The organism is Cyanobium sp. BA5m-21, assembly GCF_024346235.1.
GTDB lineage: Bacteria > Cyanobacteriota > Cyanobacteriia > PCC-6307 > Cyanobiaceae > Cyanobium_A > Cyanobium_A usitatum.
This window is the reverse complement of record NZ_JAGQCO010000027.1, coordinates 1-20,591: the sequence shown is the minus strand read 5'-3', so window position 1 is coordinate 20,591 and position 20,591 is coordinate 1. Positions and strand designations below refer to the sequence as shown.

General features: G+C 63.5%; 26 protein-coding genes. 15 read left to right on the top strand and 11 right to left on the bottom strand.

The window, feature by feature from the left end; translation table 11 throughout:
- The first annotated feature begins 137 nt into the window (after positions 1-137).
- Entirely contained in the window at positions 138-1,745 is a 1,608-nt protein-coding gene (locus KBY72_RS09360; RefSeq protein ID WP_254960843.1) for a B12-binding domain-containing radical SAM protein, read from the top strand.
- Positions 1,746-1,829: 84 nt separating this feature from the next.
- On the opposite strand, the gene KBY72_RS09355 is transcribed toward KBY72_RS09360, so the two are convergent.
- Both KBY72_RS09355 and KBY72_RS09350 read right to left on the bottom strand, forming a co-directional pair.
- On the bottom strand, positions 1,830-2,213 hold the full coding sequence (locus KBY72_RS09355) for a DUF4346 domain-containing protein (protein ID WP_254960842.1): 384 nt from the start codon (positions 2,211-2,213) through the stop codon (positions 1,830-1,832).
- The gene (locus KBY72_RS09350) at positions 2,206-3,396 is read right to left on the bottom strand and encodes a GNAT family N-acetyltransferase (RefSeq protein ID WP_254960841.1); all 1,191 of its coding nucleotides are present in this window, start codon (positions 3,394-3,396) and stop codon (positions 2,206-2,208) included. The genes KBY72_RS09355 and KBY72_RS09350 overlap by 8 nt, the downstream gene beginning before the upstream one ends.
- 53 nt (positions 3,397-3,449) lie before the next feature.
- Here KBY72_RS09350 and KBY72_RS09345 point away from each other — a divergent pair, with 53 nt between their 5' ends.
- On the top strand, positions 3,450-3,872 hold the full coding sequence (locus KBY72_RS09345; RefSeq protein ID WP_254960856.1) for a hypothetical protein: 423 nt from the start codon (positions 3,450-3,452) through the stop codon (positions 3,870-3,872).
- Here the strand turns inward: KBY72_RS09345 and KBY72_RS09340 are convergent.
- Together KBY72_RS09340 and KBY72_RS09335 are read right to left on the bottom strand one after the other, a co-directional pair.
- On the bottom strand, positions 3,845-4,480 hold the full coding sequence (locus KBY72_RS09340; protein WP_254960840.1) for a RibD family protein: 636 nt from the start codon (positions 4,478-4,480) through the stop codon (positions 3,845-3,847). The two genes, KBY72_RS09345 and KBY72_RS09340, sit on opposite strands and share 28 nt — an antisense overlap.
- Before the next feature lie 5 nt (positions 4,481-4,485).
- Complete coding sequence (locus tag KBY72_RS09335; protein WP_254960839.1) at positions 4,486-5,448, bottom strand: 6-pyruvoyl trahydropterin synthase family protein; 963 nt, start codon at positions 5,446-5,448, stop codon at positions 4,486-4,488.
- 70 nt (positions 5,449-5,518) lie between these two features.
- Between KBY72_RS09335 and KBY72_RS09330 the strand changes: the two genes are divergently transcribed.
- A complete protein-coding gene (locus KBY72_RS09330; RefSeq protein WP_254960838.1) occupies positions 5,519-6,145 on the top strand; it encodes a shikimate kinase in 627 nt (208 codons plus the stop codon).
- Between the two features lie 10 nt (positions 6,146-6,155).
- Here KBY72_RS09330 and KBY72_RS09325 read toward each other — a convergent pair whose 3' ends face one another.
- Positions 6,156-6,416 carry a chlororespiratory reduction protein 7 gene (locus KBY72_RS09325; protein ID WP_106633084.1) on the bottom strand — a complete coding sequence of 87 codons (261 nt, stop codon included), beginning with the start codon at positions 6,414-6,416 and terminating at the stop codon, positions 6,156-6,158.
- Here KBY72_RS09325 and KBY72_RS09320 point away from each other — a divergent pair.
- Positions 6,415-7,080 (top strand): DUF6816 family protein, encoded by a 666-nt coding sequence (locus KBY72_RS09320; RefSeq protein ID WP_254960837.1) that lies wholly within the window; start codon positions 6,415-6,417, stop codon positions 7,078-7,080. The genes KBY72_RS09325 and KBY72_RS09320 overlap by 2 nt on opposite strands.
- On the opposite strand, the gene KBY72_RS09315 is transcribed toward KBY72_RS09320, so the two are convergent.
- The gene (locus KBY72_RS09315; RefSeq protein ID WP_254960836.1) at positions 7,037-7,756 is read right to left on the bottom strand and encodes a glutathione S-transferase; all 720 of its coding nucleotides are present in this window, start codon (positions 7,754-7,756) and stop codon (positions 7,037-7,039) included. The genes KBY72_RS09320 and KBY72_RS09315 overlap by 44 nt on opposite strands.
- A 65-nt stretch (positions 7,757-7,821) precedes the next feature.
- Between KBY72_RS09315 and KBY72_RS09310 the strand changes: the two genes are divergently transcribed.
- From KBY72_RS09310 to KBY72_RS09290, 5 genes are read left to right on the top strand one after another with little or no spacing between them, the layout of a single operon-like run.
- Positions 7,822-8,028: a DUF751 family protein gene (locus tag KBY72_RS09310; RefSeq protein WP_106633081.1), complete on the top strand. Its 207-nt coding sequence runs from the start codon at positions 7,822-7,824 to the stop codon at positions 8,026-8,028.
- Between the two features lie 2 nt (positions 8,029-8,030).
- Positions 8,031-8,423, top strand: a complete 393-nt coding sequence (gene rbfA, locus KBY72_RS09305; RefSeq protein ID WP_254960835.1) for a 30S ribosome-binding factor RbfA — start codon at positions 8,031-8,033, stop codon at positions 8,421-8,423.
- Positions 8,413-10,068 carry a glycoside hydrolase family 3 N-terminal domain-containing protein gene (locus KBY72_RS09300; RefSeq protein WP_396121824.1) on the top strand — a complete coding sequence of 552 codons (1,656 nt, stop codon included), beginning with the start codon at positions 8,413-8,415 and terminating at the stop codon, positions 10,066-10,068. Before rbfA ends, KBY72_RS09300 begins: the two co-directional genes overlap by 11 nt.
- Before the next feature lie 45 nt (positions 10,069-10,113).
- A complete protein-coding gene (locus tag KBY72_RS09295) occupies positions 10,114-11,325 on the top strand; it encodes a glycosyltransferase (protein WP_254960834.1) in 1,212 nt (403 codons plus the stop codon).
- Between the two features lie 11 nt (positions 11,326-11,336).
- Positions 11,337-12,167, top strand: a complete 831-nt coding sequence (locus tag KBY72_RS09290) for a uroporphyrinogen-III synthase (RefSeq protein WP_254960833.1) — start codon at positions 11,337-11,339, stop codon at positions 12,165-12,167.
- Here KBY72_RS09290 and KBY72_RS09285 read toward each other — a convergent pair.
- The 3 genes from KBY72_RS09285 to zds all read right to left on the bottom strand — a co-directional run bounded on the left by KBY72_RS09285 (position 12,124) and on the right by zds (position 14,607).
- Positions 12,124-12,477, bottom strand: coding sequence for a hypothetical protein (locus tag KBY72_RS09285; RefSeq protein ID WP_254993451.1), 354 nt, complete (start codon positions 12,475-12,477; stop codon positions 12,124-12,126). The two genes, KBY72_RS09290 and KBY72_RS09285, sit on opposite strands and share 44 nt — an antisense overlap.
- A gap of 184 nt (positions 12,478-12,661) precedes the next feature.
- Positions 12,662-13,105 carry an SRPBCC family protein gene (locus KBY72_RS09280; protein ID WP_254960831.1) on the bottom strand — a complete coding sequence of 148 codons (444 nt, stop codon included), beginning with the start codon at positions 13,103-13,105 and terminating at the stop codon, positions 12,662-12,664.
- Positions 13,106-13,113: 8 nt separating this feature from the next.
- Complete coding sequence (gene zds / locus KBY72_RS09275; protein ID WP_254960830.1) at positions 13,114-14,607, bottom strand: 9,9'-di-cis-zeta-carotene desaturase; 1,494 nt, start codon at positions 14,605-14,607, stop codon at positions 13,114-13,116.
- 98 nt (positions 14,608-14,705) lie between these two features.
- On the opposite strand from zds, the gene KBY72_RS09270 reads away from it, so the two are divergent.
- Genes KBY72_RS09270 through KBY72_RS09255 form a run of 4 tightly spaced genes read left to right on the top strand, consistent with a single transcriptional unit; the run spans position 14,706 to position 17,068 of the window.
- On the top strand, positions 14,706-15,116 hold the full coding sequence (locus KBY72_RS09270; RefSeq protein WP_254960829.1) for a HesB/IscA family protein: 411 nt from the start codon (positions 14,706-14,708) through the stop codon (positions 15,114-15,116).
- Between the two features lie 49 nt (positions 15,117-15,165).
- A complete protein-coding gene (locus KBY72_RS09265) occupies positions 15,166-15,588 on the top strand; it encodes a tetratricopeptide repeat protein (RefSeq protein WP_254932301.1) in 423 nt (140 codons plus the stop codon).
- Complete coding sequence (locus tag KBY72_RS09260) at positions 15,585-16,808, top strand: lipid-A-disaccharide synthase-related protein (protein ID WP_254960828.1); 1,224 nt, start codon at positions 15,585-15,587, stop codon at positions 16,806-16,808. Before KBY72_RS09265 ends, KBY72_RS09260 begins: the two co-directional genes overlap by 4 nt.
- Positions 16,805-17,068 carry a hypothetical protein gene (locus KBY72_RS09255; RefSeq protein ID WP_106633073.1) on the top strand — a complete coding sequence of 88 codons (264 nt, stop codon included), beginning with the start codon at positions 16,805-16,807 and terminating at the stop codon, positions 17,066-17,068. Before KBY72_RS09260 ends, KBY72_RS09255 begins: the two co-directional genes overlap by 4 nt.
- On the opposite strand, the gene KBY72_RS09250 is transcribed toward KBY72_RS09255, so the two are convergent.
- A complete protein-coding gene (locus tag KBY72_RS09250) occupies positions 17,025-17,960 on the bottom strand; it encodes a TIGR01777 family oxidoreductase (RefSeq protein WP_254993449.1) in 936 nt (311 codons plus the stop codon). The two genes, KBY72_RS09255 and KBY72_RS09250, sit on opposite strands and share 44 nt — an antisense overlap.
- A gap of 101 nt (positions 17,961-18,061) precedes the next feature.
- On the opposite strand from KBY72_RS09250, the gene ndhO reads away from it, so the two are divergent.
- Together ndhO and KBY72_RS09240 are read left to right on the top strand one after the other, a co-directional pair.
- Positions 18,062-18,331, top strand: a complete 270-nt coding sequence (ndhO, locus tag KBY72_RS09245; protein WP_254932304.1) for an NAD(P)H-quinone oxidoreductase subunit O — start codon at positions 18,062-18,064, stop codon at positions 18,329-18,331.
- Entirely contained in the window at positions 18,328-19,653 is a 1,326-nt protein-coding gene (locus KBY72_RS09240) for an O-antigen ligase family protein (protein WP_254960826.1), read from the top strand. The genes ndhO and KBY72_RS09240 overlap by 4 nt, the downstream gene beginning before the upstream one ends.
- 6 nt (positions 19,654-19,659) lie before the next feature.
- On the opposite strand, the gene KBY72_RS09235 is transcribed toward KBY72_RS09240, so the two are convergent.
- A complete protein-coding gene (locus KBY72_RS09235) occupies positions 19,660-20,310 on the bottom strand; it encodes a J domain-containing protein (protein WP_254960825.1) in 651 nt (216 codons plus the stop codon).
- Positions 20,311-20,591 lie beyond the last annotated feature (281 nt).

The following is a 20,591-nucleotide window of genomic DNA, read 5'->3' as shown; positions in this document are numbered from 1 at the left end:
TGAGGCCATTACAGCAGAAAGCCCGCAGGCTTCAGCACTTCCGCAGACCTCCTAAGCTTTCATTCATTAACACCGCATAGCAGCGCAGAAAAAGCGCCCTGGTTTTCCCCGGTCATCAACCCAGCTCGGCTGTTTGCATGCGCACTCTCTTCGTTTACCCAGAGTTCCCGAAAACCTTCTGGAGCTACGAAAAAATCCTCGACTTGATTGATCGCAAGGTGCTTCTACCGCCCTTGGGATTGGTCACAGTTGCCGCCCTGCTGCCCCAGTCATGGGAAATGAAGCTGGTTGACCGCAACGTGCGCGAGGTCAGCGAAGCCGAGTGGGACTGGGCTGAGCTGGTGGTGATCTCCGGGATGATCGTCCAGAAGGCCGATATGGCCACTCAGATCGGCAAGGCCAAGCAGCGCGGTATCCCCGTCGCCGTGGGAGGTCCTTTTGCCAGTTCCACCCCAGACGCGCCCGAGCTCGACCTGGCGGATTACAAGATCCTCGACGAGGGTGAAATCACCCTGCCGATGTTCATCGAAGCCATTGAGCGGGGTGACAGCCATGGCCGGTTTAGCTCTGATGGCGTCAAGCCAGATGTAACCGGAACGCCGATTCCACGCTTTGACCTACTAGAGCTGGACGCCTACTCAGAGATGTCGGTGCAGTTCTCCCGAGGCTGCCCCTTCCAGTGCGAGTTCTGCGACATAATTGTGTTGTATGGGCGCAAACCTCGCACCAAGAACCCTGAGCAGCTAGTTGCCGAGCTGCAGTGCCTCTACGACTTGGGCTGGCGCCGCTCAGTGTTCCTGGTAGATGACAACTTCATCGGCAATAAGCGCAATGTCAAATTGCTGCTGCCGCTTTTGCGCCAATGGCAAATTGAGCACGGCTTCCCCTTCAGCTTCGCCACAGAAGCCTCAGTGGATCTGGCGGCGGACGATGACCTCATGCAAATGATGGTGGAATGCCGCTTTGAGAGCGTCTTCCTCGGCATCGAGACCCCCGACGAAGCAAGCCTGGAAACTGCCGGTAAATTACAAAATACCCGCAGCTCCCTAGTGGATTCTGTCGACAAAATCACCTCCTACGGATTGCGGGTGATGGCTGGTTTCATCATCGGATTCGATGGCGAGAAAGAGGGCGCGGGCGGCAGAATCGTCGAGTTTGTGACCCGCACTGGCATTCCCCACGCGATGATGGGCATGCTTCAGGCCCTTCCAAACACAGCTCTTTGGCATCGCCTCGAGAAAGAAGGTCGCTTGATCGAAGGCAAGGCAGCTGCGAAAGGGGTTAACCAAACCAACCTGCTTAATTTCGAGCCCACCCGGCCAATTCGCGACATCGCCAATGAGTATGTAGATGCTTTCGGCGCCCTTTATGAGCCGAACGCTTTCATCGATCGCGTTTATTCCTACTTCCTGAAACTGCCACCCCAACAATGGAAGAAGTTGGTTGTTCCTGGCAGCCGTCCGCCCAAGCCGACCAGCTGGGTTGACCTGCGCGCTTTAGGAATCGTTCTTTGGCGCCAAGGCCTTAAGCGCAACACCAGGGTGCGCTTCTGGAAAGCGCTTTATGGCATGTACCGCCACAACCCGAAGCGATTCATTGGCTTCATATCGATCCTGGCTCACAACGAACACTTCCTCGAATACCGCGCAATCGTGCGGCGCGAGATAGAAGAGCAGCTCGCCACCCTGCCACCCGATCCTCCAAAGGCCACAGCTGAACCGAGCCGCGAGCTACAGCCGGTTTGAAGGTGTTAGTTGAATCCAGTCAATTAACTTGGCTGGATTGATGCATCAATATTTATAGCCCTGATTTACCCAATATTTATTTATTCAATCTTGGATATATTCAATTCTTTGTTCAAGGCACGCTTGAGCTCTTTGAAGCTCCCTGCCTAGATAGAGGGCGTGGTCTAGGCAGGTGAGCGGGTGAGGGCCTGGACCTTCGGTCAGGTCAATACCCAGTTGCTTGGCACTGCAGCCCCGAAAAACTGCCAAGGGCGCACGAACGCCGCCGCCACGGCAGCTCAATACCTCTCCGGTATCGGGATCAGTGGCTAAGCCCCGCTCATCGATGCCATTGCCGTAGTGCTCAACCACCAGCTCCGCCGCCTCGAGATCGATGCGAATTAGGAAGTAGCCGGCTGGGTCTAAGGCGATGAACCGCTGGGAGAGCTGGTCATCGAGCTGTTGGCGGCTGGGAGGTACTTCAGGCATGCGGTGGATCGTAGGCAGCCGTAAAAGGCAGCTCCGCATTCATGGCCGCCATCAGCTCGGCCATCTCCTCATTAGCCCCAGGCAACCAGCGCTGCAGGATCGAAGCAAAACGTGGATCGCTCCAGCGATGCAGGCTGACGCGGGGCTGGGCCACGAAGCCACGCCGGCGCTTGTGGCTACCGCCTGCGCCGGGATCAAAGGCGCGGATGCCGCGCTCGATTGCCCAGGCAATCGGAGCGTAATAACAGACCTCAAAATGCAGGCAGTCAATCTGCTCATCACTTCCCCAGTAGCGCCCCCAGAGCTGGTCGCCGGCGTGGACGCACAGCGACATGGCCACCGGCTCGCCGGGATCGCCGCGATGGGCACTGAAGAGCACTATGTGGCGCCGCAGCTTCGGATCGGCAGCCAGGGCGGCAAAAAAGGATTCACTCAGATATTTGCTGCCCCAGGCCCCCCAACGACTGCAGTGCTGGGCATAAAAGTCATACATGCGCCCAACTAAAGCCGGCGGGATTGCCTCACCCAACAGGGGCGTAACCGTGAGGCCAGCGGCTGCCACCGCCTGCCGCTCCCGCTTGATGTTGCGGCGCTGGTTGGCATTGAAGCTGGCCAGGTAGGCATTGAAATCCCCATGGCCGGGGTTGATCCACTGGCTCTGCTGATTAACCCAGGCAGCACAGCCAGCCGCCTCAGCCAGCGGCTGCCAACCTGGATCCACATAAAGAAAATTGCAGCTGAGGATGGCGTGCTGGCGGCAGAACGCATCGATCAGCTCAAGCATCAAAGCGGTTAACTCCGCCTCGTCCTCAGCGGGGTCGATCAGGAAGCGGTAGCCCTGAACCGGGCTCACCGGGCTCATGCCCACCAGCTTTGGGTAGTAGCGCAGGCCCAACTGGCCAGCGAGCTGGGCAAAACTCTGGTCGAAAACAAATTCGCCGTAGCTGTGACCCTTCAAATAGAGGGGAGCCACCGCCAGCAACACCTCGCCGCGCCACAGGCCCAGATGACAGCCCTGCCAGCCCTCCCGCGGCGCAATGCTGCCGCTGGCCTCAAGCTGCTGCAGCCAGCGCCAACGATAAAAAGGCAACTCCTGGGGGTGCGCCGCGGCCAGCAGGGCATCCCAATGGGCTTCGGGAATCTCGGCCAGACTTTGGTGCCAGCGGGCCTGCAACTCAGCCATGGCTGCAATAGGGGCTCGCAAGGGGCAAAACTAACTACAGCTGCGCCGCCTTGGTGCCTCAATCGTTCCGTTCCCTGGCAACTCCGGTGCAACTGTTCGCCCCTGTACTGGTCGCCCCGGTGTTGCTGACGAGCCTGCTGCTGCCGGTGTTGCAGCTGGTACGCCCCCAACTGGAGCAACGGCTGAAAACCGTTTGCGTGGAAACCGCAGCCGCCGACAATGCCAGCCTGGCTGCCAAATTAGAAGCTCCCTGCGCCCAGCTGGCCCGCCCCACCAGCCAGTGCCTGGTGGAGGAAACCGCCTCGAGTGGACGGGGCTTGGCGGTGCTGGGCGATCTGATCCGCGGCGACTTCGGCGCCGACAGCGAAGTAGTGCTGAAACGCTGCCTGGCCCGCATGTTGGGCCTGCCCGCCGACACCCTCCAGCAGATTCCCCTGCGGGAGCTGGCTCAGGGCTTCGCCAAGACGCGGCGGTAGCGCAGCAGCAACTCCTCACCCTCCAGGCGCCGGTGCTCCTGCAGGCACCACTCCCCAGCCTGAACTGCGGCCTCCAGGGGCAACCAGGCATGGGGTCCCCCCAGCAGCCGAGGGCAAAGCGTCAGCTGCAGCTCGTCGATCCAGCCTTCGGCCAGCAGGCTGGCGGCAAGGGCCGCACCGCCCAGCACCACCAGCCGGTCCAGCCCCTGATCCGCCAGGGCAGCCAGGGCCACACCCCAGCTCTCTAGATCCAGGCGACGATCAAAAGCCGGGGCTAGCGGCGATCGCGTGGGTGTAAGCAGCCAGCGCTGCAGCGGCTGCTGCCAGAAATGCAGATCCGGGGAAAAATCGTTGCTACGACTCACTACTACGGCCACCGGCTGCTCAGCGCGGTCGCTGGCTGCTCGCTCGGCCAGCAGGTGAGGCGCACGAATTAGGCAGGTACTGCCATGGCACCGAAGGGTTTCGGCACCGATCAGGCAGCCATCAGCCCAGGAGAGGGCCTCCTCCAACACCTGACGATCCCCAACTCCACCCAAATGGGCAGCGCCACCTTGCGGGGGCGCCAAGCGGCCATCCAGGCTGACGGCCAGCACCAGCCGCAGCACGGGTCTCAGCCAGCCACCAGGGCTTCGAGCGCCGCGGGCACCATTTCCAGCTGGGGAGTTTCAGCAAACACCTCGGCGGCGTTATTGGGGCTTTCCTGCAGGCGCACCTTGTGCAGGCGAGCGCCGGTGGCTGCAATTGGGGCGCTGAGCAGGTCGGCGATGTGAAGGGCGATGTTCTCAGCTGTAGGCACCGTGCTGGCGAAGTGCTCCACGTCCTTGTTTAGGAAGGTGTGGTCGAAGGGCTCCACCACCAGGTCGTCGACGAGCTGCTGCAGAGCCGCCAGATCACAGACCATGCCGGTGCGGGCATCGATCGGGCCTCGGACGGTTACATCGAGCAGGTAGTTGTGGCCGTGGCCATGGGGCCGGGCGCACTTGCCGTAGATGGTTTCGTTTTCGCCTTGGGAGAGCTCGGGCCGGGCCAGGCGGTGGGCGGCGGCGAAGTGGGTGCGGATCGAGAGAAAGGCTTCCATGGGGATTGGGGCAGAGCCTGGGGCGAGCAGGTCGACCCAGAGCGTGTCGGTTTCGTGCAGACGCAGCCCCACCAGGGGCAGCTGGGGGGCCAGGCGGGTCCAGATGGCCTGGCAAAGGGCTTCGGTAGTGGGCAGCTTGCCCTCAGGACGATCCAGATCGAACTCAGGCCAAGCCTCGTTGAGGTAGCGAAAATCAAGCTGGGCCGTCACCTCAGCCCGAATGGCGTGCTTCACCTCAGAGAGATTGAGCACCATGCCGTCCGCATCGAGCGGACCAGCCATCGCCACCACCAAGGTGTAGTTGTGGCCGTGGCCTGGGGCCAGGCTGCAGGGGCCGAAGCGGGCCTGATTCTCTTCAGCGCTGAGCTCCGGCAACCAGTAGCGATGACTGGCACTAAAGGTGGCCCGCCTGGTAATTACGCAGGGGCGGCCCCGCCCGTGGCTGGAGCTGGTCGGGTTTGGCGAGAAGCCTGACGCTGTTGCAGTAGCCGTCATCGCCCGGGTCGGTGGCTCACCATCCTAGAAACGGGCAAGGGCCAAGGCGTCGAACCAGGAAAACCCCGCCATGAATAAACCCCCATCGCCATGCTTGGCCCAGCGCTTGCAAGGGCTAAACGTTTATTTGATCGGCATGATGGGCGCCGGTAAAAGCGCCGTCGGCCGCCCCTTGGCCGAAGCGCTGGGCTACCGCTTCCTTGATGCAGACGATGCCCTGGAGCAGGTTGCTGGCCGCACCATCCCCGAAATCTTCGCCACTGACGGCGAAGCCGGCTTCCGAGAACTGGAAACGGCGGTGCTTGGCCAGATCGCCGGCTGGCATTCCTTGGTGGTGGCCACCGGAGGTGGAGTGGTGACCAAGCCCGAGAACTGGGGCCATATGCGCCAGGGGGTGGTGGTGTGGCTAGATGCGCCAGCGCCCTTGCTGCTGCAACGCCTGCGCGCCGATTCCACCCCCCGGCCCCTGCTGCAGGCCGGTGATCCCGGCGCCCGCCTAGGCGAGCTGCTGGCCCAACGGCAACCGCTCTACGCCCAGGCCGACCTGCGGGTGCAGCAAGCTGGAGCTAGCCCCGCCCAAGTGGCCCAGCAGGTGCTGGCCGATCTGCCAGCCATTCTCAAAGACCCAGCTGCTGCGCCTGAGGCCCCGGTGGAGCTGCGCCAGGCCGATGGCCAGATCACGCCATCCCTCAACTGAGTTACGCCACTTAGCCGGGCGGTTCGATCCGCACCGCAAACCACTGAATCGTCAGGCCAGGTGCCAACTCCAGTTCGCAGGCGGTTTCCAGCAGTCGCTGGGCCTGCAGGCCCGGGCTAGAGAGACCGACCAGATCTGCCGGCACCGGCTCCAGCTTGGCAAGCCGGGCCTCAAGCCAGGCCAGGGTTTCGGCCGCCGTGAGAATCCGCTCGCCGCCACCTGGCTCCAGCACCACGTAATGATCTAGCTCCCGCAACAGGGGATTGGACATGACTGGAGCCTTACTGGCACCCATCCTGGCGCTGCTGCTGGCGATGGGGCCGGGCGTGCTGGCAGAACGGGCCGCCCACTGGCCCGAGTGGCGCCTACCCGCTCCCTTAGATCGACCCTCGGCTCGAGCCGGTCACCAGGATCTGAGCTACCCCGACTGGATGGCCGGGCGCTGGCAGGTGCGCAGCGATGACCTGGACTACGAGGTGCGCTTCAGCCCCGACCCAGGCGGAGCGGTGGTGGGCGATCGGGCCTTCAATGCCAACGCTATCGGCCGGGCCCTGCTGGGCGTTGCCCTGCTGCAAGTGCGCAATGATCCGGCCAACCCAAACCGCCAGATCGCCTTGCTGGCGGGTGATCAGCAACTGGAATCGACGGTGGTAGGACGCCGCAGTGAGCCGCCCAATCCGACCGACTTCTGGGCTGACGAACTGGCCCTGCAGGTACTGCACGGCCCCGGCGACCCCCGGGTGAGCCGGGTGGAAACCCTGAGCCACTACAGCCAAAACCCCGACGGCACGGTGACAACCGAGCAGTGGCAGGCCAGCTATCCCTCCCCTGCCCTAGGCCTGGCCGCCGCGGCCAGCAGCAGCGGCCATTTCCAACTAACCCTGACGCCGCTCAGCCCCGACCCGCTTCCAGCACAATCCGATCCCGCCAATTGAACAGAGGCTCAAGCAGCGGGTGGTCGGCGATGCCGCTAACGCCCTGGCCCGCTAAGGGGGCACCACTGCTGGCCGGGAATTTGAGCAGGCCCAACTGGGCGGCAACAGCCAGATCGGCAAGGGTGAGGCGATCGCCCACCAAATAGGGCTGATCGGCAACCAGCACGGCCAACTGCTCGAGGTTGGTCTGGAGCTGCTGGCGCTCAGCGCTGCCCACCACCGTTGCCACCGCCTCGCCGACGCCAGCCATCACGGCGACGGGCAAGTTGCTGACCAGCTGACGCAGGGGGCCGGGGGTGGAGTCGGGCAGCAGGGCGGAGCGCAACAGCGGATCAACAGCCGCCGCTTGCACTAGGGCAAGCCTGCAGCCGGCAGCAAGAGCCGTATCGGCCCAGTCTTCGATCAGCAGCACCCGGGCTCGCTCGGCCGGGGCCTCGGGCAGCAGCAGCGGCTCGGGGTGATGCCGCTCCAGATAAAGGGCAATGGCCGTGGAATCGGCAATAACTTCACTGCCATCCAGCAGCACTGGCACCTGGCGCTGGCCCGACAGGCGGAAGAGTTCCAACTGGCCCAAGCCTGGCGTGACCTCGACCACCGTGTAGTCGAGCCGTTTGGCGGCCAACACCAGCCGCACCTTCTCGCAAAAGGCCGAATGCCTGAACTGGTGCAGTTCCATGCTTCAAACCTGACCTCTGGGCGGCAGAGTAGCCAGCAAGCAGCAAGGACCGACCACCCCGGGCGATGAAGGACTTCTTCCTGAATGTGACGCGCTACCCGCGCTACCTGGTGGCCTTTGGCCTGGGTGTGGCCAATTCGGTATTCGAACCGCTGGCGGCTCGGGGCCGCAATCCGGTTACGGCGGTTGCCCTGATTGGCGCCGGCGTCAGCGGCCTGCTGAGCCTGGGGCTGATCCTGCATGCGATGGTGAACCCAGCACCGCTGGCATAGCCATGGCACAGAGCCGACGGGTGGAGCGGGTGGCCTCCCTGATCCGCCGCGAAATTAGTGAGCTGCTGATTGGCGGCATCAAGGACGAGCGGGTCAACCAGGGGATGGTGAGTGTCACCACAGTTGAAGTGGCGGGCGATCTGCAGCACTGCAAGATTTTTGTGAGCGTCTTCGGCAGCGACGCCGACAAGGAGCAAGCCATGGCAGGCCTGCATTCGGCTAGCGCCTTCGTGAAGGGTGAGCTGAGCCGGCGGCTGAAGATGCGGCGCACCCCTGAGGTGGTGTTTGTGCTCGATCGAGGTATCGAAAAGGGCACCACAGTGCTGGGACTGCTCAATCGCCTAGAGGACGAGCGGCAGGAGAAGGGCGAACCCGCCGAAGCCAGTGATCTCTGAACCAAGCTCGACCCAAACCACGGCTCCAGCCCTGCTGCGCCTGATCCACCAGCTGATCGTGGTGCGCGGCAGCGGCAAACTCGCCGACCACCAACGCGGCTACCCCCGCTGGGAGCTGCCTAACAACAAGCTCCGCAGCCTGCTGGAGGCTGGCGTGGGCGGCGTGATCCTGCTTGGCGGCAGCGCCGCCGAGGTGGCCCTGCGCTGCACCCAGCTGCGCCGCTGGGCCGGTCAGCCGCTGCTGCTCTGCGCCGATGTGGAGGAGGGAGTGGGCCAGCGTTTCGACGGAGCCACTTGGCTGGTGCCACCCCTAGCCCTGGGGCGCCTCTACGGACGCGAGCCTCAACAGGCGCTTGAGCTAGCCGAACGCTACGGGCAGTGCACGGGCCGAGATGCCCGGGGCCTGGGGCTCAACTGGGTGCTGGGGCCGGTGTGCGATGTCAACAACAACCCGGCCAACCCGGTAATCAATGTGCGGGCCTGGGGGGAAGATCCAGCCACAGCCGGGGCGCTGGCTGCGGCCTTTGTGCGGGGCGTGCAGGCAGCTGGGGTGCTCGGCTGCGCCAAACACTTCCCCGGCCACGGCGACACCAGGAGCGATTCCCATATCACCTTGCCCCTGCTGCCCCACAGCCGCGAGCGGCTGGCGGCGATCGAGCTACCGCCGTTTCAACAGGCGATCGCTGCTGGAGTGGCCTCGGTGATGACCGCCCACCTGATGCTGCCGGAGCTTGATCAAGAGCGGCCAGCCACCCTGTCCAAGCCGGTGCTTACCGGGCTGCTGCGCCAGCAGCTGGGCTTCGCTGGCTTGATCGTGACCGATGCCCTGGTGATGGACGCGATCACCGGGCGCTACGGCGCCGGGGAGGCGGCCGTGCTGGCCCTGGAAGCCGGGGCCGATCTGGTCTTGATGCCCGCCGATGCGGATGCGGCCATCGCCGCCATCGCTGAAGCGGTGGCCAGCGGCCGGCTCAGGGTTGAGCAGCTGGAAGCCAGTGCCGAGCGCCGCATTAGGGCCCTGGAGCGCTGCGCTGGATCTGGATCTGGCGCGGCCTTGGCCGTTGCCGATCCAGAGGCGGCCGCCCAGCCCAACCAGGCCCTAGCCCTGGAGCTGGTGCGGGCCACCATGGAGACAGCCGGCAGCACCGGCGCCGCCACCCCCCAGGCCGGCATCAACCTGATCAGGCTCGACTCGGCCCTAGCCGCAGCAACCGCAGTGCTGAGCGCCACCGCTCCAGCCCTGGCGCGGCCCGAATCCCGCGGCTGGCGCACCGTGCTGCTGGAGGCCCGCAGCCCCAGCCCTTGGACCACAGACGCCGACGCCCCCCTCGCCCTGGAGCGGCTCGGCTCAGGACAGGTGCTGCTGCAGTTGTTTGTGCGGGGCAATCCCTTTCGCGGCAGCGCCGGCAGCGCCGAACCTTGGCCCGCAGCCCTGCGCCAGCTAGCAAGAGCCGGAAGGCTGGCGGGGCTGGTGGTGTATGGCAGCCCCTACCTCTGGGAGGAGCTGCGCCCCCTCCTGCCGCCGGGCGTCCCTGGCGTCTACAGCCCTGGCCAGATGCCCCTGGCTCAGGCCGAAGCTCTGCAAAGACTGGGCAGTGGACTGGGCCTGGGAGACACTGAAGCAAGCGCTGGCTTCACCGACTGAACTGGAGCCGAGCTGTCCGTTTCTCGCCCCGTCCCCATCCGGCCCATGCTCAGTCTCTCGATGATCGTGCGCAACGAAGCCGAGCGGCTGGAGCGCTGCCTGGCCTCGGTGGCGGGCTTCGTCGATGAGATGGTGCTGCTGGACACCGGTTCCAGCGATGCCACCATCGCCATCGCCGAGAGCTGCGGTGCGGTGGTGCACCAGCTGCCCTGGCCAGGGGATTTCGCGCCGGCCCGCAATGAGGCCCTAAGGCACGTGAACGGCGACTGGGTGCTGGTGCTCGATGCCGACGAGTGGCTGCTGCCCGAGGCCCGCCAGCCGCTCCAAGCCCTGATGGCCGAGCCGGATCTGCTGCTGATCAACCTGCTGCGGCAGGAGCTGGGGGCGGCCCAGTCGCCTTACTCAAATGTGAGCCGCCTATTTCGCCGCCATCTAGCCATCCACTGGAGCCGGCCCTACCACTCGATGGTGGATGACAGCGTGCTGGCCCTGCTGGGAAAGGAGCCCCACTGGCATCTGGCGGATTGCGATGTGCCTGCGCTAGCCCACGATGGCTACCGCAGTGATCTGCTGGCCAGCGGCGCCAAGGCGAAACGGCTGCGCCAGGCCATGGAGGCCGACCTTGCCGCCAATCCTGGGGATCCCTACGCCTGCGCCAAGCTCGGCAGCCTGGAGGTGAGCGAGGGCAACCGCGAACGCGGCATCGCCTTGCTGCAGCAGGGATTGGCCCGGTGCCCAGCCAGCCGCCACCCCGAGCGCTACGAGCTGCTGCTGCACCTGGCGATCGCCCTGGGCAGCAGCGACCCAAAGCACGCCTGCCAGCTATACCGCCAGGCCCTGGAGCTACCCCTGCCGCCGCGGCTCACCCTGGCGGCCCGGCTGAATCTGGCCGCCCTGCTGCAAGAGCCCGGCACCACGAGCCAGGGCGCCCTGGAAGAGGCCTGCGAATTGTGCCGCCAGGCCTGCGCAGCAGCGCCCGAACTGGCACTCGGCTGGCTGCACCTGGGGATTAGCGAGCGGCGACGCGGCCAGCTGCCGGCGGCAATCGCGGCCTACCGCTCAGCCCTGGAGCGCGATCCAAGCCTGGCCGCCGCCCAGCAAAACTTGGCCGTTGCCCTGCTGCTCAGCGGTGATGTGCCAGGGGCCCGCAGCGGCTTCCGCCAGGCGATTTCCCTACTGGAGCAGCAAAACCGGCAAAGCGAAGCGGAAGCACTGCGGCAACAGGCGGGCAGCATGGTCAAGCTGGATGACCAGTGATCCCCCTGGCCATGGCTTCTGACTCCTATCTGAGCGGCCGCAGCATCGCCGTGACCAGGGCCGAAACCCAGCTAGGTGAAGCCCGTCGCCTGTTTGAAGCCGCTGGCGCCACGGTGGTAGACCTACCTGCCTTGGTGGTGACCCCACCAGATGAATGGGGCCCCCTCGACGATGCCCTAGCCGAGCTAGATGATTTCCACTGGCTGGTTTTTTCCAGTGGCAACGGCGTTGAGGCCGTGGAGCAGCGGCTGCGCCGCATCGGCCGCTCCCTGGCACGGCGGCCCAGCCACCTGAAGATCGCTGCGGTAGGCCGCAAAACCGCGGCGCAGCTCGAATCGTTGGGATCGCCCGCCGACTTCATCCCGCCCAGCTTTGTGGCCGACAGCCTGCTGGAGCACTTTCCCGTCTCAGGTTGGGGGCTGCGCCTTTTGCTGCCCCGGGTGCAGAGCGGCGGCCGCACCCTGCTAGCGGATGCCTTCGCCGCTGCTGGTGTCCGGGTGGTTGAAGTTGCCGCCTACGAAACCGGCTGTCCAGAGGGTTTACCCAGCGCTGCGGTGGCCGCCCTAGAGCAACGGCGCCTCGACGCAATCACCTTCAGCAGCGGCAAAACCGTGAGCCACACCTGCCAGCTGCTGAAAGGGGCTTTCGGGCCCACCTGGAGCAGCCAGCTGGAGGGGGTGGCCGTGGTTTCAATCGGACCCCAAACCAGCGAGCGCTGCCGGCAGCTACTCGGCCGCGTCGACGCTGAAGCCGATCCCCATGACCTGACTGGACTGGTGGAGGCCTGCGGCCGCAGCCTCAGAGCTCGGCCGTCACCGCCTGCTTGCCCTGACGCAGGGTGAGGCGACCATTTTGAACATCAATGCTGGCCACGCTCCAACCCGCCGGCAGTAGGGGCGTGGTTCTGTAGTCCGTGGTTCTGTAGTCCGTGGTTCTGTAGTCCGTGGTGCTGCCGCCTCTCTGACCGACCCGCAAGGTGCCGCTCTCCGCACCGAACTGCACAAGAGCCTCCGGGGTGCCGCCGGAGCGAATCACGCCGTTGAAGATCAAGCCAGGGGGGAGGCTGAGAAGTATCGGCCGGGCAGAGGAAGCTGTTGCGGGAGTCGCCAGGGGCGCAAATGGATCAACACGCCCTGACGAAACGGAAGCCACCACCTGGTTGGAGCTGGGCAGAGGTGTCAGTCCCGCCAAGGGAGCTGGTGCCCCAACAGGGGCTGGTGCTGGGGGTGCCGGCTGCGACTTGGGCGGCGGGGTTGCCTGGCTGGAGGCCTGCGGGGGCTTCTCCCCAGAGCACGAGACCAGCAGCAGGGCTGCAGCGATGGTAGAGCCGAGGGACTTAGGGGTTGCGGGTTTCAACGAGATCACGGAATCGGTCAAGGTTGGCCTGAAGCTCCTTGGTCACAATTCCACCCAGGATGCTTGGTTCCATCAATGGTGCCAAGACCCCGGGCAGTTCATAGCTGACGCTCAGCTTGACCGCCGTGAGCTCGGGCGTCTGGGAATAGAAGCGCACCGCACCCCTAGTGGGCAGGCCTCCCACCGACTCCCAATGCAGTTGCTGGGCCTCAACCCGCTGGCTGATACGGGCTTTCCAATGGAAGCGGAAGCCCTGCGCCGCCAGAGTCCAATCGGTGAGATCGGGGTCGCCCGGCTCAGTTACAACCGACTCGATCCAGCGCATCCACTGGGGCATTGCCTCCAAGTCACTCCATACCTCCCACACCTGATCCACCGAGGCCCGGATCTCTGTGGTGACGCTGTGCTCAAGCCAACGGCCCATGGAATCTCCTACGAAACAGAGGTGTTGGTGGCCAGCGCAGCCTGGCTTCCCAGGATCGCAGCTGCGGCTAAGCGCCCACTCATGGTGGCGCCTTCCATGGAATCGATGTAGTCCTGCTTGGTGTAACTACCGGCCAGATAAAAATTGGCTACTGGCGTGGCTTGCTCTGGCCGGTAAGGCTCCATGCCGGGAGCCTCGCGGTAAAGGGACTGGGCCAGCTTCACCACGTTGCTCCACACCAGCTTCAGGCCCGCGGCCGAAGGGAACAGGCTTCGCACCTGGGCGTCGGTGTGGGCCACGATCTCTTCGGTTTTCTTGGGAATCCAGGGATCACCTGGGGTGAGCACGCACTGGAGCAAGGAGCCCTGCCCCTGCTTGCGGTAATCCTCGGGACTGGCCAGGGCCAGATCGGCAAAGCAGCTGAAGTCAGCGTCGGCGGTGTACAGCAAGTTATCGAGGCCAGCGGGGCTGCTGAGATCGGCTCGGGCGGCGGTGGCGGCGGCGCCATCACCGAGCTCGGTTACCCAGCCGTCATAACGGAGCTGCACGGTGGCCACCGGCACCGCATCGAGCTTGTAAATGTTGTCGAATAGGGGCCAGCGGCGCCAGGCTTGGGGCAGCATTCGCTGAATACCAGGCACATCGCAGGCGGCCAGATAGGTGTCTGCAACTACAGAGACATCGCCCTCAGGTGTGCCGAGAGTGAGGCTGCTCACCCGGGTAGCGGGCTGGCCATCGACGCCAGCTGCCCCCTCCTCGAAATTCACCTCCGTGACCCGGTGGCGCAGATGCAGCCGGCCGCCGCGCTGCTGGATGTAGTCGAGGATCGGGCCCGTGAGCCAGCGGTGGGGCGACCCTTTGAGCAGGTTGAGCTTGGAGGCCTCGGTTTTGGAAGCAAACATCATGAAGATCGTGAGCATGCAGCGGGCCGAGATCGCCTCGCAATCAATGAAGCCCAGGGCATAGGCGATCGGATTCCACATCCGCTTAATGCTCTGCTCACTGCCGCCATGGCCCACAAACCACTCCTGGAAGCTGATCCGATCCAGGGCTCGGATCGTCTTCATGGCTCCCTCGTAGTCCACCAAGCCGCGCACGATCGGGCTGGTGCCCAGGGCTAGGGCATTGCGCAGCTTGTCGATCCAGTCGAGCTGGGGAGTGGTGAAGAAGGCCTTCAAGCCGTTGAAGGGCGCGCCAAGGGCGAAGCGAAAGTCGAGCTCCCGCAGATCACCGCCCGTGTTCACAAACAGGTGGGTGTGGTCCTTGGGCAGCAGGTTGTCGATCGCCCCCACCTTGCGCATCAGAGCGAAGAGGTTGGCGTAGTTGAAAAAGAACACATGCAGCCCCATCTCAATGTGGTTGCCGCCCTCATCCACCCAGCTGCCCACCTTGCCGCCCAGAAACGGCCGGGCCTCGTAGAGATCCACCTGGTGGCCGGCATCCACCAGATCCACTGCCGCAGATAAACCGGCCAGTCCCGCTCCCACGATGGCGACCTGCACCCTTTCAACCCTCAGTAGTGTGCTGACTCTATGGAGACACTCCGCCAGGCAGCGAACGGGGAGCCTCCATACAGTGGTTGCAACTGGCGTAGATCTTGATGAGTACCGAAACTGTCACTGCTGTTGCAGCCCAGGCCCAACCCACCTTCACCGCCAAAGACGGGAAGGGGATCCTGATCACCGAACCGGCCATGAAGCAGCTGGGGGCTCTGATGAACCAGCAGGGCGAGGCCAAGGTGTTGAGGGTGGGCGTGCGCTCCGGGGGCTGCAGCGGCATGAGCTACACGATGGACTTCGTCGATGCCAGAGCGATCCAGGGCGATGACGAGCACTACACCTACGAACCCGCCGATGCTCCTAGTTTCGCGGTGGTGTGCGATCCCAAGAGCCTGCTCTACATCTACGGAATGCAGCTGGATTTTTCCAGTGCCCTGATCGGCGGCGGCTTCAACTTCACCAACCCCAATGCCAGCCAGACCTGCGGCTGCGGCAGCTCGTTTGCGGTGTAATGCCCGTCGGGTGGCAATCTGAGCAGATGACCAGGCAAGCCGCCTCCCTATGACCTCAGCAGACGTACCGTCCCTGTTCGAGCAGGCCATGCAGCGCTACCAGGAGGGAGTGGCACCGGCTGAATTGATCGATAGCTTCATCGCTATCACCGAGCAGTCCCCCAACCAGTCGGCGGGATGGACCTGCCTGGCTTGGCTGCAGCTGCTTGATGAGCAGCCCCAAGCCGCCCTGCGCTCCGCCAAAACCGCCGTGCGCCTTAACCCCCAGGACCCCCAGGCCCGCATCAACCTGAGCCTGGCCATGCTGGAAACGGGCGCCAAAGGGGTGCGCGAACACATCGAAATTGTGCAGCGGGTAATGGCAATGGCGCCGGAGATGACTGGCGACCTGCAGAAGTCGATCGCCGATGGCCTAGTGCGCAAACCAGGCTGGAAGGCCATGGAGAAGCTGAAGGCCTGGCTGGCGGGTTGAAACCGGTTCTGCTACTCAGCAACGGTCACGGGGAAGACCTCAGTGGTGCCCTCGTAGCTGCCGAGCTGATGCAGCGGGGCATTCCGGTTGAGGCTCTGCCCTTGGTGGGTCACGGAAGCCCCTATCGCCAGCGGGGCGTGCCGGTGCTGGGCCGCACCCGCAGCTGCAGCACGGGCGGCCTCGGCTACACCAGCCTGCGCGGACGGCTCAGCGAGCTGCTGGAAGGCCAGATGGGCCATGTGCTCGGCCGGCTATTGCTCCTGCGCCGCCGCCGCCGCCACTACGGCCTGGTGGTGGCCGTGGGCGATGTGCTCGCGGTACTGGGAAGCTGGCTCTCGGGCCTGCCCAGCGCCGTTTATCTAGTTGCTTACTCCAGCCACTACGAAGGCCGCCTGCGCCTGCCTTGGCCCTGCGGCTGGCTGCTGAACCAAGCAAGCATCAAAGCCATCTGGAGCCGCGATTCCCTCACCGCCAACGACCTCAGCCAGCAACTGAACCGTGCCGTGGTATTCCTCGGCAATCCCTTCCTCGACGTGGTGAGCGCCGCCACAAGCGAATCACTCCAGCCTCTAACAGCGTTGCAGCCTCTGGCGCTGGTGCCAGGCAGCCGCCTGCCGGAAGCGGCGCGCAATTTCGCTCTGATGCTGCGGGTCCTGGCCCTGCTGCCCGAGGAATGGGCGCGCAGCCAGCCCCTGCGGCTACGCGCCGCCCTGGTGTCCGAGCTCGACGGCAGTCGCGTTGCCAAGCTGGCCGGCCCCCTGGGCTGGCGGCTCGAGGCAAGCGACCGGCTGGTTCGCGGCCCCCTGGCAGTTGAACTTGGCTGGGGCCAGTTTGGGGAGATCTTGGCCTCCTCCCAGCTGGTGCTGTGCATGGCTGGCACCGCCGCCGAACAGGCCGTGGGGCTAGGCAAACCAGTGCTGCAGCTGGTGGGACAGGGCCCCCAATTCACAGCGGGCTTTGCTGAAGCCCAGCGCCGCTTGCTTGGCCCAGGGGTGCGCTGCGCCCCCGGCAGCAGCGGCAGTGATGCATCCCTGAGGGCCAGTGCCCTGCTAGCCCAAGGCCTGCTGGAGCAGCAAAGCGATCACAAGCAAGGACCAGCCCTACGTCAATCCCTGGCCGCCATTGGCCTGGAGCGAATTGGCGCGCCCGGCGGCAGCCAGGCGATGGCAGCGGCGATCATGGCAATGCTGTGCCCTAATCAGGCCTCTGAGCTGCCATGACCACACCTACCCCCCCCAGCTTGCTGCAGCAACTCAAGGGATCGATGGACACCCTGCTGGTGGTGGATGTGTTTGTGGTGATTGCCGGGGCAATTTGGTTTGCGGTGGCCGTAACCCTGCACAGCCAACACATCGAAGCCCCCCTGGAGTTGTTTCAGCGGCTGTGGGAACCGCTTTTTACCCCGGCAATTGGCTTGTTGATGGGAGCGGCGCTGCTCAGCGGGGTGCTGGGTTGGTGGCAGCGGCGAGGGCAGCGCTGAGCTGGGGATACTGAAAGGTGAATCCCTGGGCCAGCAAGCGCTCGGGCAGCACCTGCTGGCCCTCCAGCACCACCTGGGCCCCGTCGCCAAGCAGCAGCTGCAGGATCGGCCCCGGCACGGGCAGCAGGCTGGGACGGCCTAGGGCCTTGCCTAAGGCACTGGCGAACAGGCCCATGGTGGTGGCTTCCGGGCTAACGGCGTTGTAGACGCCGCTGTAGGCGCCATCCTCAAGGGCCGTGGCGATCAGGCGGCAGAGGTCGTGGCGATAAATCCAGCTCATCCACTGGCGTCCGGAACCGACCGGCCCACCGAAACCCAAACGGAAGATGGGCAACATCTTGCCGAGGGCACCACCATCGGGGCCCAGCACGATGCCGATGCGCAGCTTCACCAGCCGGCAAGCAGCTGGAACCTGATCAGCGGCCGCTTCCCAGCGCTGGCAGATCTCGGCCAGAAAATCGCTCCCGGCGGGGCTGGTCTCGCTGAAGCGCGTCTGCGTACTGGAGCCGTAGAAGCCCACGGCTGAACCATTAACCAGCACGGCGGGGGGCTGCTCCAGCCGCGCCAAGGCAGCCACCAGCAGCTCAGTGGTGCGAACGCGGCTTTGCAGCAACAGCTGACAGTGAGCCTCTGTCCAACGACGTTCAGCGATCGGCTCACCGGCGAGGTTCACGACACCCTCCGCCTCAGAGAGGGCCCTATCGAGGCCGTTATCAGCCCAACTGGCCGCATCGGCCGGATCTAGGCGTATGCAGGCCAGTCTCTTACCAACCAGAGCCGGAAAGGGCTGGGACTGACGGCTCACGAGGGTCAGCTCATGGCCTAGCTCGAGCAGAAAAGGCACCAGCTCGCGACCTACAAACCCCGAACAACCCAGCAGCAGCAGCCGCATTTCAGACCTAACAGCTTGAGGGAGGCTAGGCGGTTGCAACTAAGACGAGCTGGTCTGGACTGCACGAAGCGCCTTAACCTGAGCCAACAGACAAATGAAACATGGCTGACGCCGCCCCAGCACCTCCCGCCCAGCCGCAAGTACAGACGCAAGCTCAGACACCCCTGAAAAAGGGCAGCCTGGTGCGGGTAGACAAAGCTGCTTACTTCGGCAGCCTGGAAGCCAGCGCGAGCGATGCACTGCCGGGCTACTTGGCAGAAGGTCCTGGCGAAATCCTGGCCATCAAGGGTGACTATGCCCAGCTGCGCTGGCGACGCCCGGTGCCGGATGTGTGGCTACGGCTAGACCAGTTGGAGGCCTTTCCTGCTTGAACAGACTTTCCAGCTTTGTGACCTTTGGCAACCTTGGTAGAGCGTTGACTCTGACCAATCTTTGCCGGTTGTTTGCGCTCCTGATGGTGGCCTGGCAGCCCTTCCCGGGGGAATACCGGGTGCCGTTGGTGGGGTCAGCCCTGCTGGGCTTAGCCCTTACCTGGCGCGGCGAATGGCGAGCGGTTGCTGAACCTGCCAAACGGCTGGGTTTGCTGCTGCTGTGTTTGCTGATTCCAGGGTTGCTATCAATTCCCACATCACTAGCTCCTAGCAAAAGCTGGGGTGAAATTGCCTCAGTTGTATTGGTTGGTCTGGCCGGCCTGAGCGTGCTCTATGGACTCCGCCGCCAGCAAGATCACAGCTGGCTGCAGACTGGTCTAGTGATAGTGATTGCCGCTTGGATCGGCGATGGCCTACTGCAAGCTCTCACCGGCGCAGATGTATTTAGGATCACGCCAAAAGCGGAGGGGATGATTAATGGGCCGTTCACTACCAACGGCATTTTTGGCATAATCGTGGCAGCAATGACCCCACTGGTGCTGTGGGAGCCTCTAAAACAACGCCATCGCTGGGCCATTGCCCTACTAAGTGGAATTGTAATAACGGTGACTCTCTCGGGCCAACGCAATAATCTATTACTACTGGTCTTAGGCCTGATCGCACTATCGAATCTCTGGAGTAGGCGCACCCGCCTGATTGGCTTAGCAATATTGGTGGCAACCGTAGTTGCTGTATATCCATTTGCACCAACCCTTCAACAACGATCGAGCTGGATGATCTCCTCCGGAAGCGAAATGGTCGCCTCACTTCAGGAGCTACGCGAAAATCCAAGCGATGCCAAATCAAGCAAGCGACTGTTTAATTCTTTAAACCGCTTCACCTCCGACAGAGCTTTTCTTGTTGACGCAGGGCTAAAAATGATTCAAGATCGCCCCCTTACCGGGGTTGGCATCAATGCATTCCGCCCTGCCTACCCGCTATACGCCCAGCTCACTCCCCATGGCCATCGAGACAAGCCCACCCATGCCCACAACATTTACCTAGAACTAACAGCTGAAACAGGGTTAATTGGCCTTGGCGGCCTCCTGCTAGCAATAGCACTTGGCTGGCGCTGGTTTGCGCTGGCATGCCACGAAAGGCAAAGAATGGCAGCACCCTATGCAGCAACATTGCTAGTAATGCTTTTCCCGTTAACAACCCACACCGTTTTATTTGCAGCGTTTTACTTCTGCCTCCTGATAATGGTGCTAGGAGGTTTTTTGGCGGCCCTCTTTTCTCCAGAGGCAGTCATTGCCGCGCAAATTGAAACCACACCAAGTTAAATTCACTCAACCAGCTAGCTCCCGCCTCTGGGACTGCAATGACTGACGGCGCAGTCGAGCCTGCTTCAGAAGCTCCCTGCCGTCGTGCAGATATGAATCCACGTAGCCCATGGTGTAGCGCTCCAGTTCAGTGAGAGCGTCTTTCACCAAGCTGAGGCAGTGATAAAGATCGAGGGCAAATGCTTGTCCCCCTGGTGGACATACCTGAGAGCGGTAGATCAACTCAACCTTGTCGATGCGGGCCTGGCCCTGCTCGAGAAAGGCACAGAATGACTCCATCAAGGTGTCGTCGTAGGGATCTGCGGAAAGGGCCTTGAGCTGGGCTGGAAATGGGTTGATCACTTGCGCCAGAAGCCGATCAATCGGCGCATACACCTGCTGCAACCACTGCTGCAACACGGCATCAGTGGCAGCGCTGCGTGTGGACTGAGCACGGGCCCGCTTGACGGAAAAGCTGGCGCCAGCAGGATCTAAAGAGGTGGGCGCTGTGAGGTCGTGGCGGCGGCGGCGATCGGCATCGCGTAATACCTCCCAGGCTGCGTTTAGGGCCAGGATTGTGCGGTCATCGCCGCCAGCATCCGGGTGGTGCTGCTTCACCAGGGCCCGGTAGGCGGCCTTGATTTCAGCGCCGCTAGCAGTGGGTGAAACACCCAGCACGCGATAAGGATCTGCAGTGGGTTCAGCAGCAGCCAGGGCTCAGCCTCCGCAAGCAAAGGAATTTGTTGATGACTTTAGGAACTCAAGCCCCACTGACTGCCAATATCGCTTGTTGCTGCCCAACAAAAAACCCCAGCCGAGGCTGGGGTTGATTGAGGTGTGTGTTGAGAAGTGGAGGAGGAAAGGACCGGAAATGTGTGAGGAATCCGGTCCAGTTGGGTTCTGAGGATCAGAACTTGAAGGTGGTCTTCAGCAGTGCACCGTAGGTGTCGTCGCCGGTA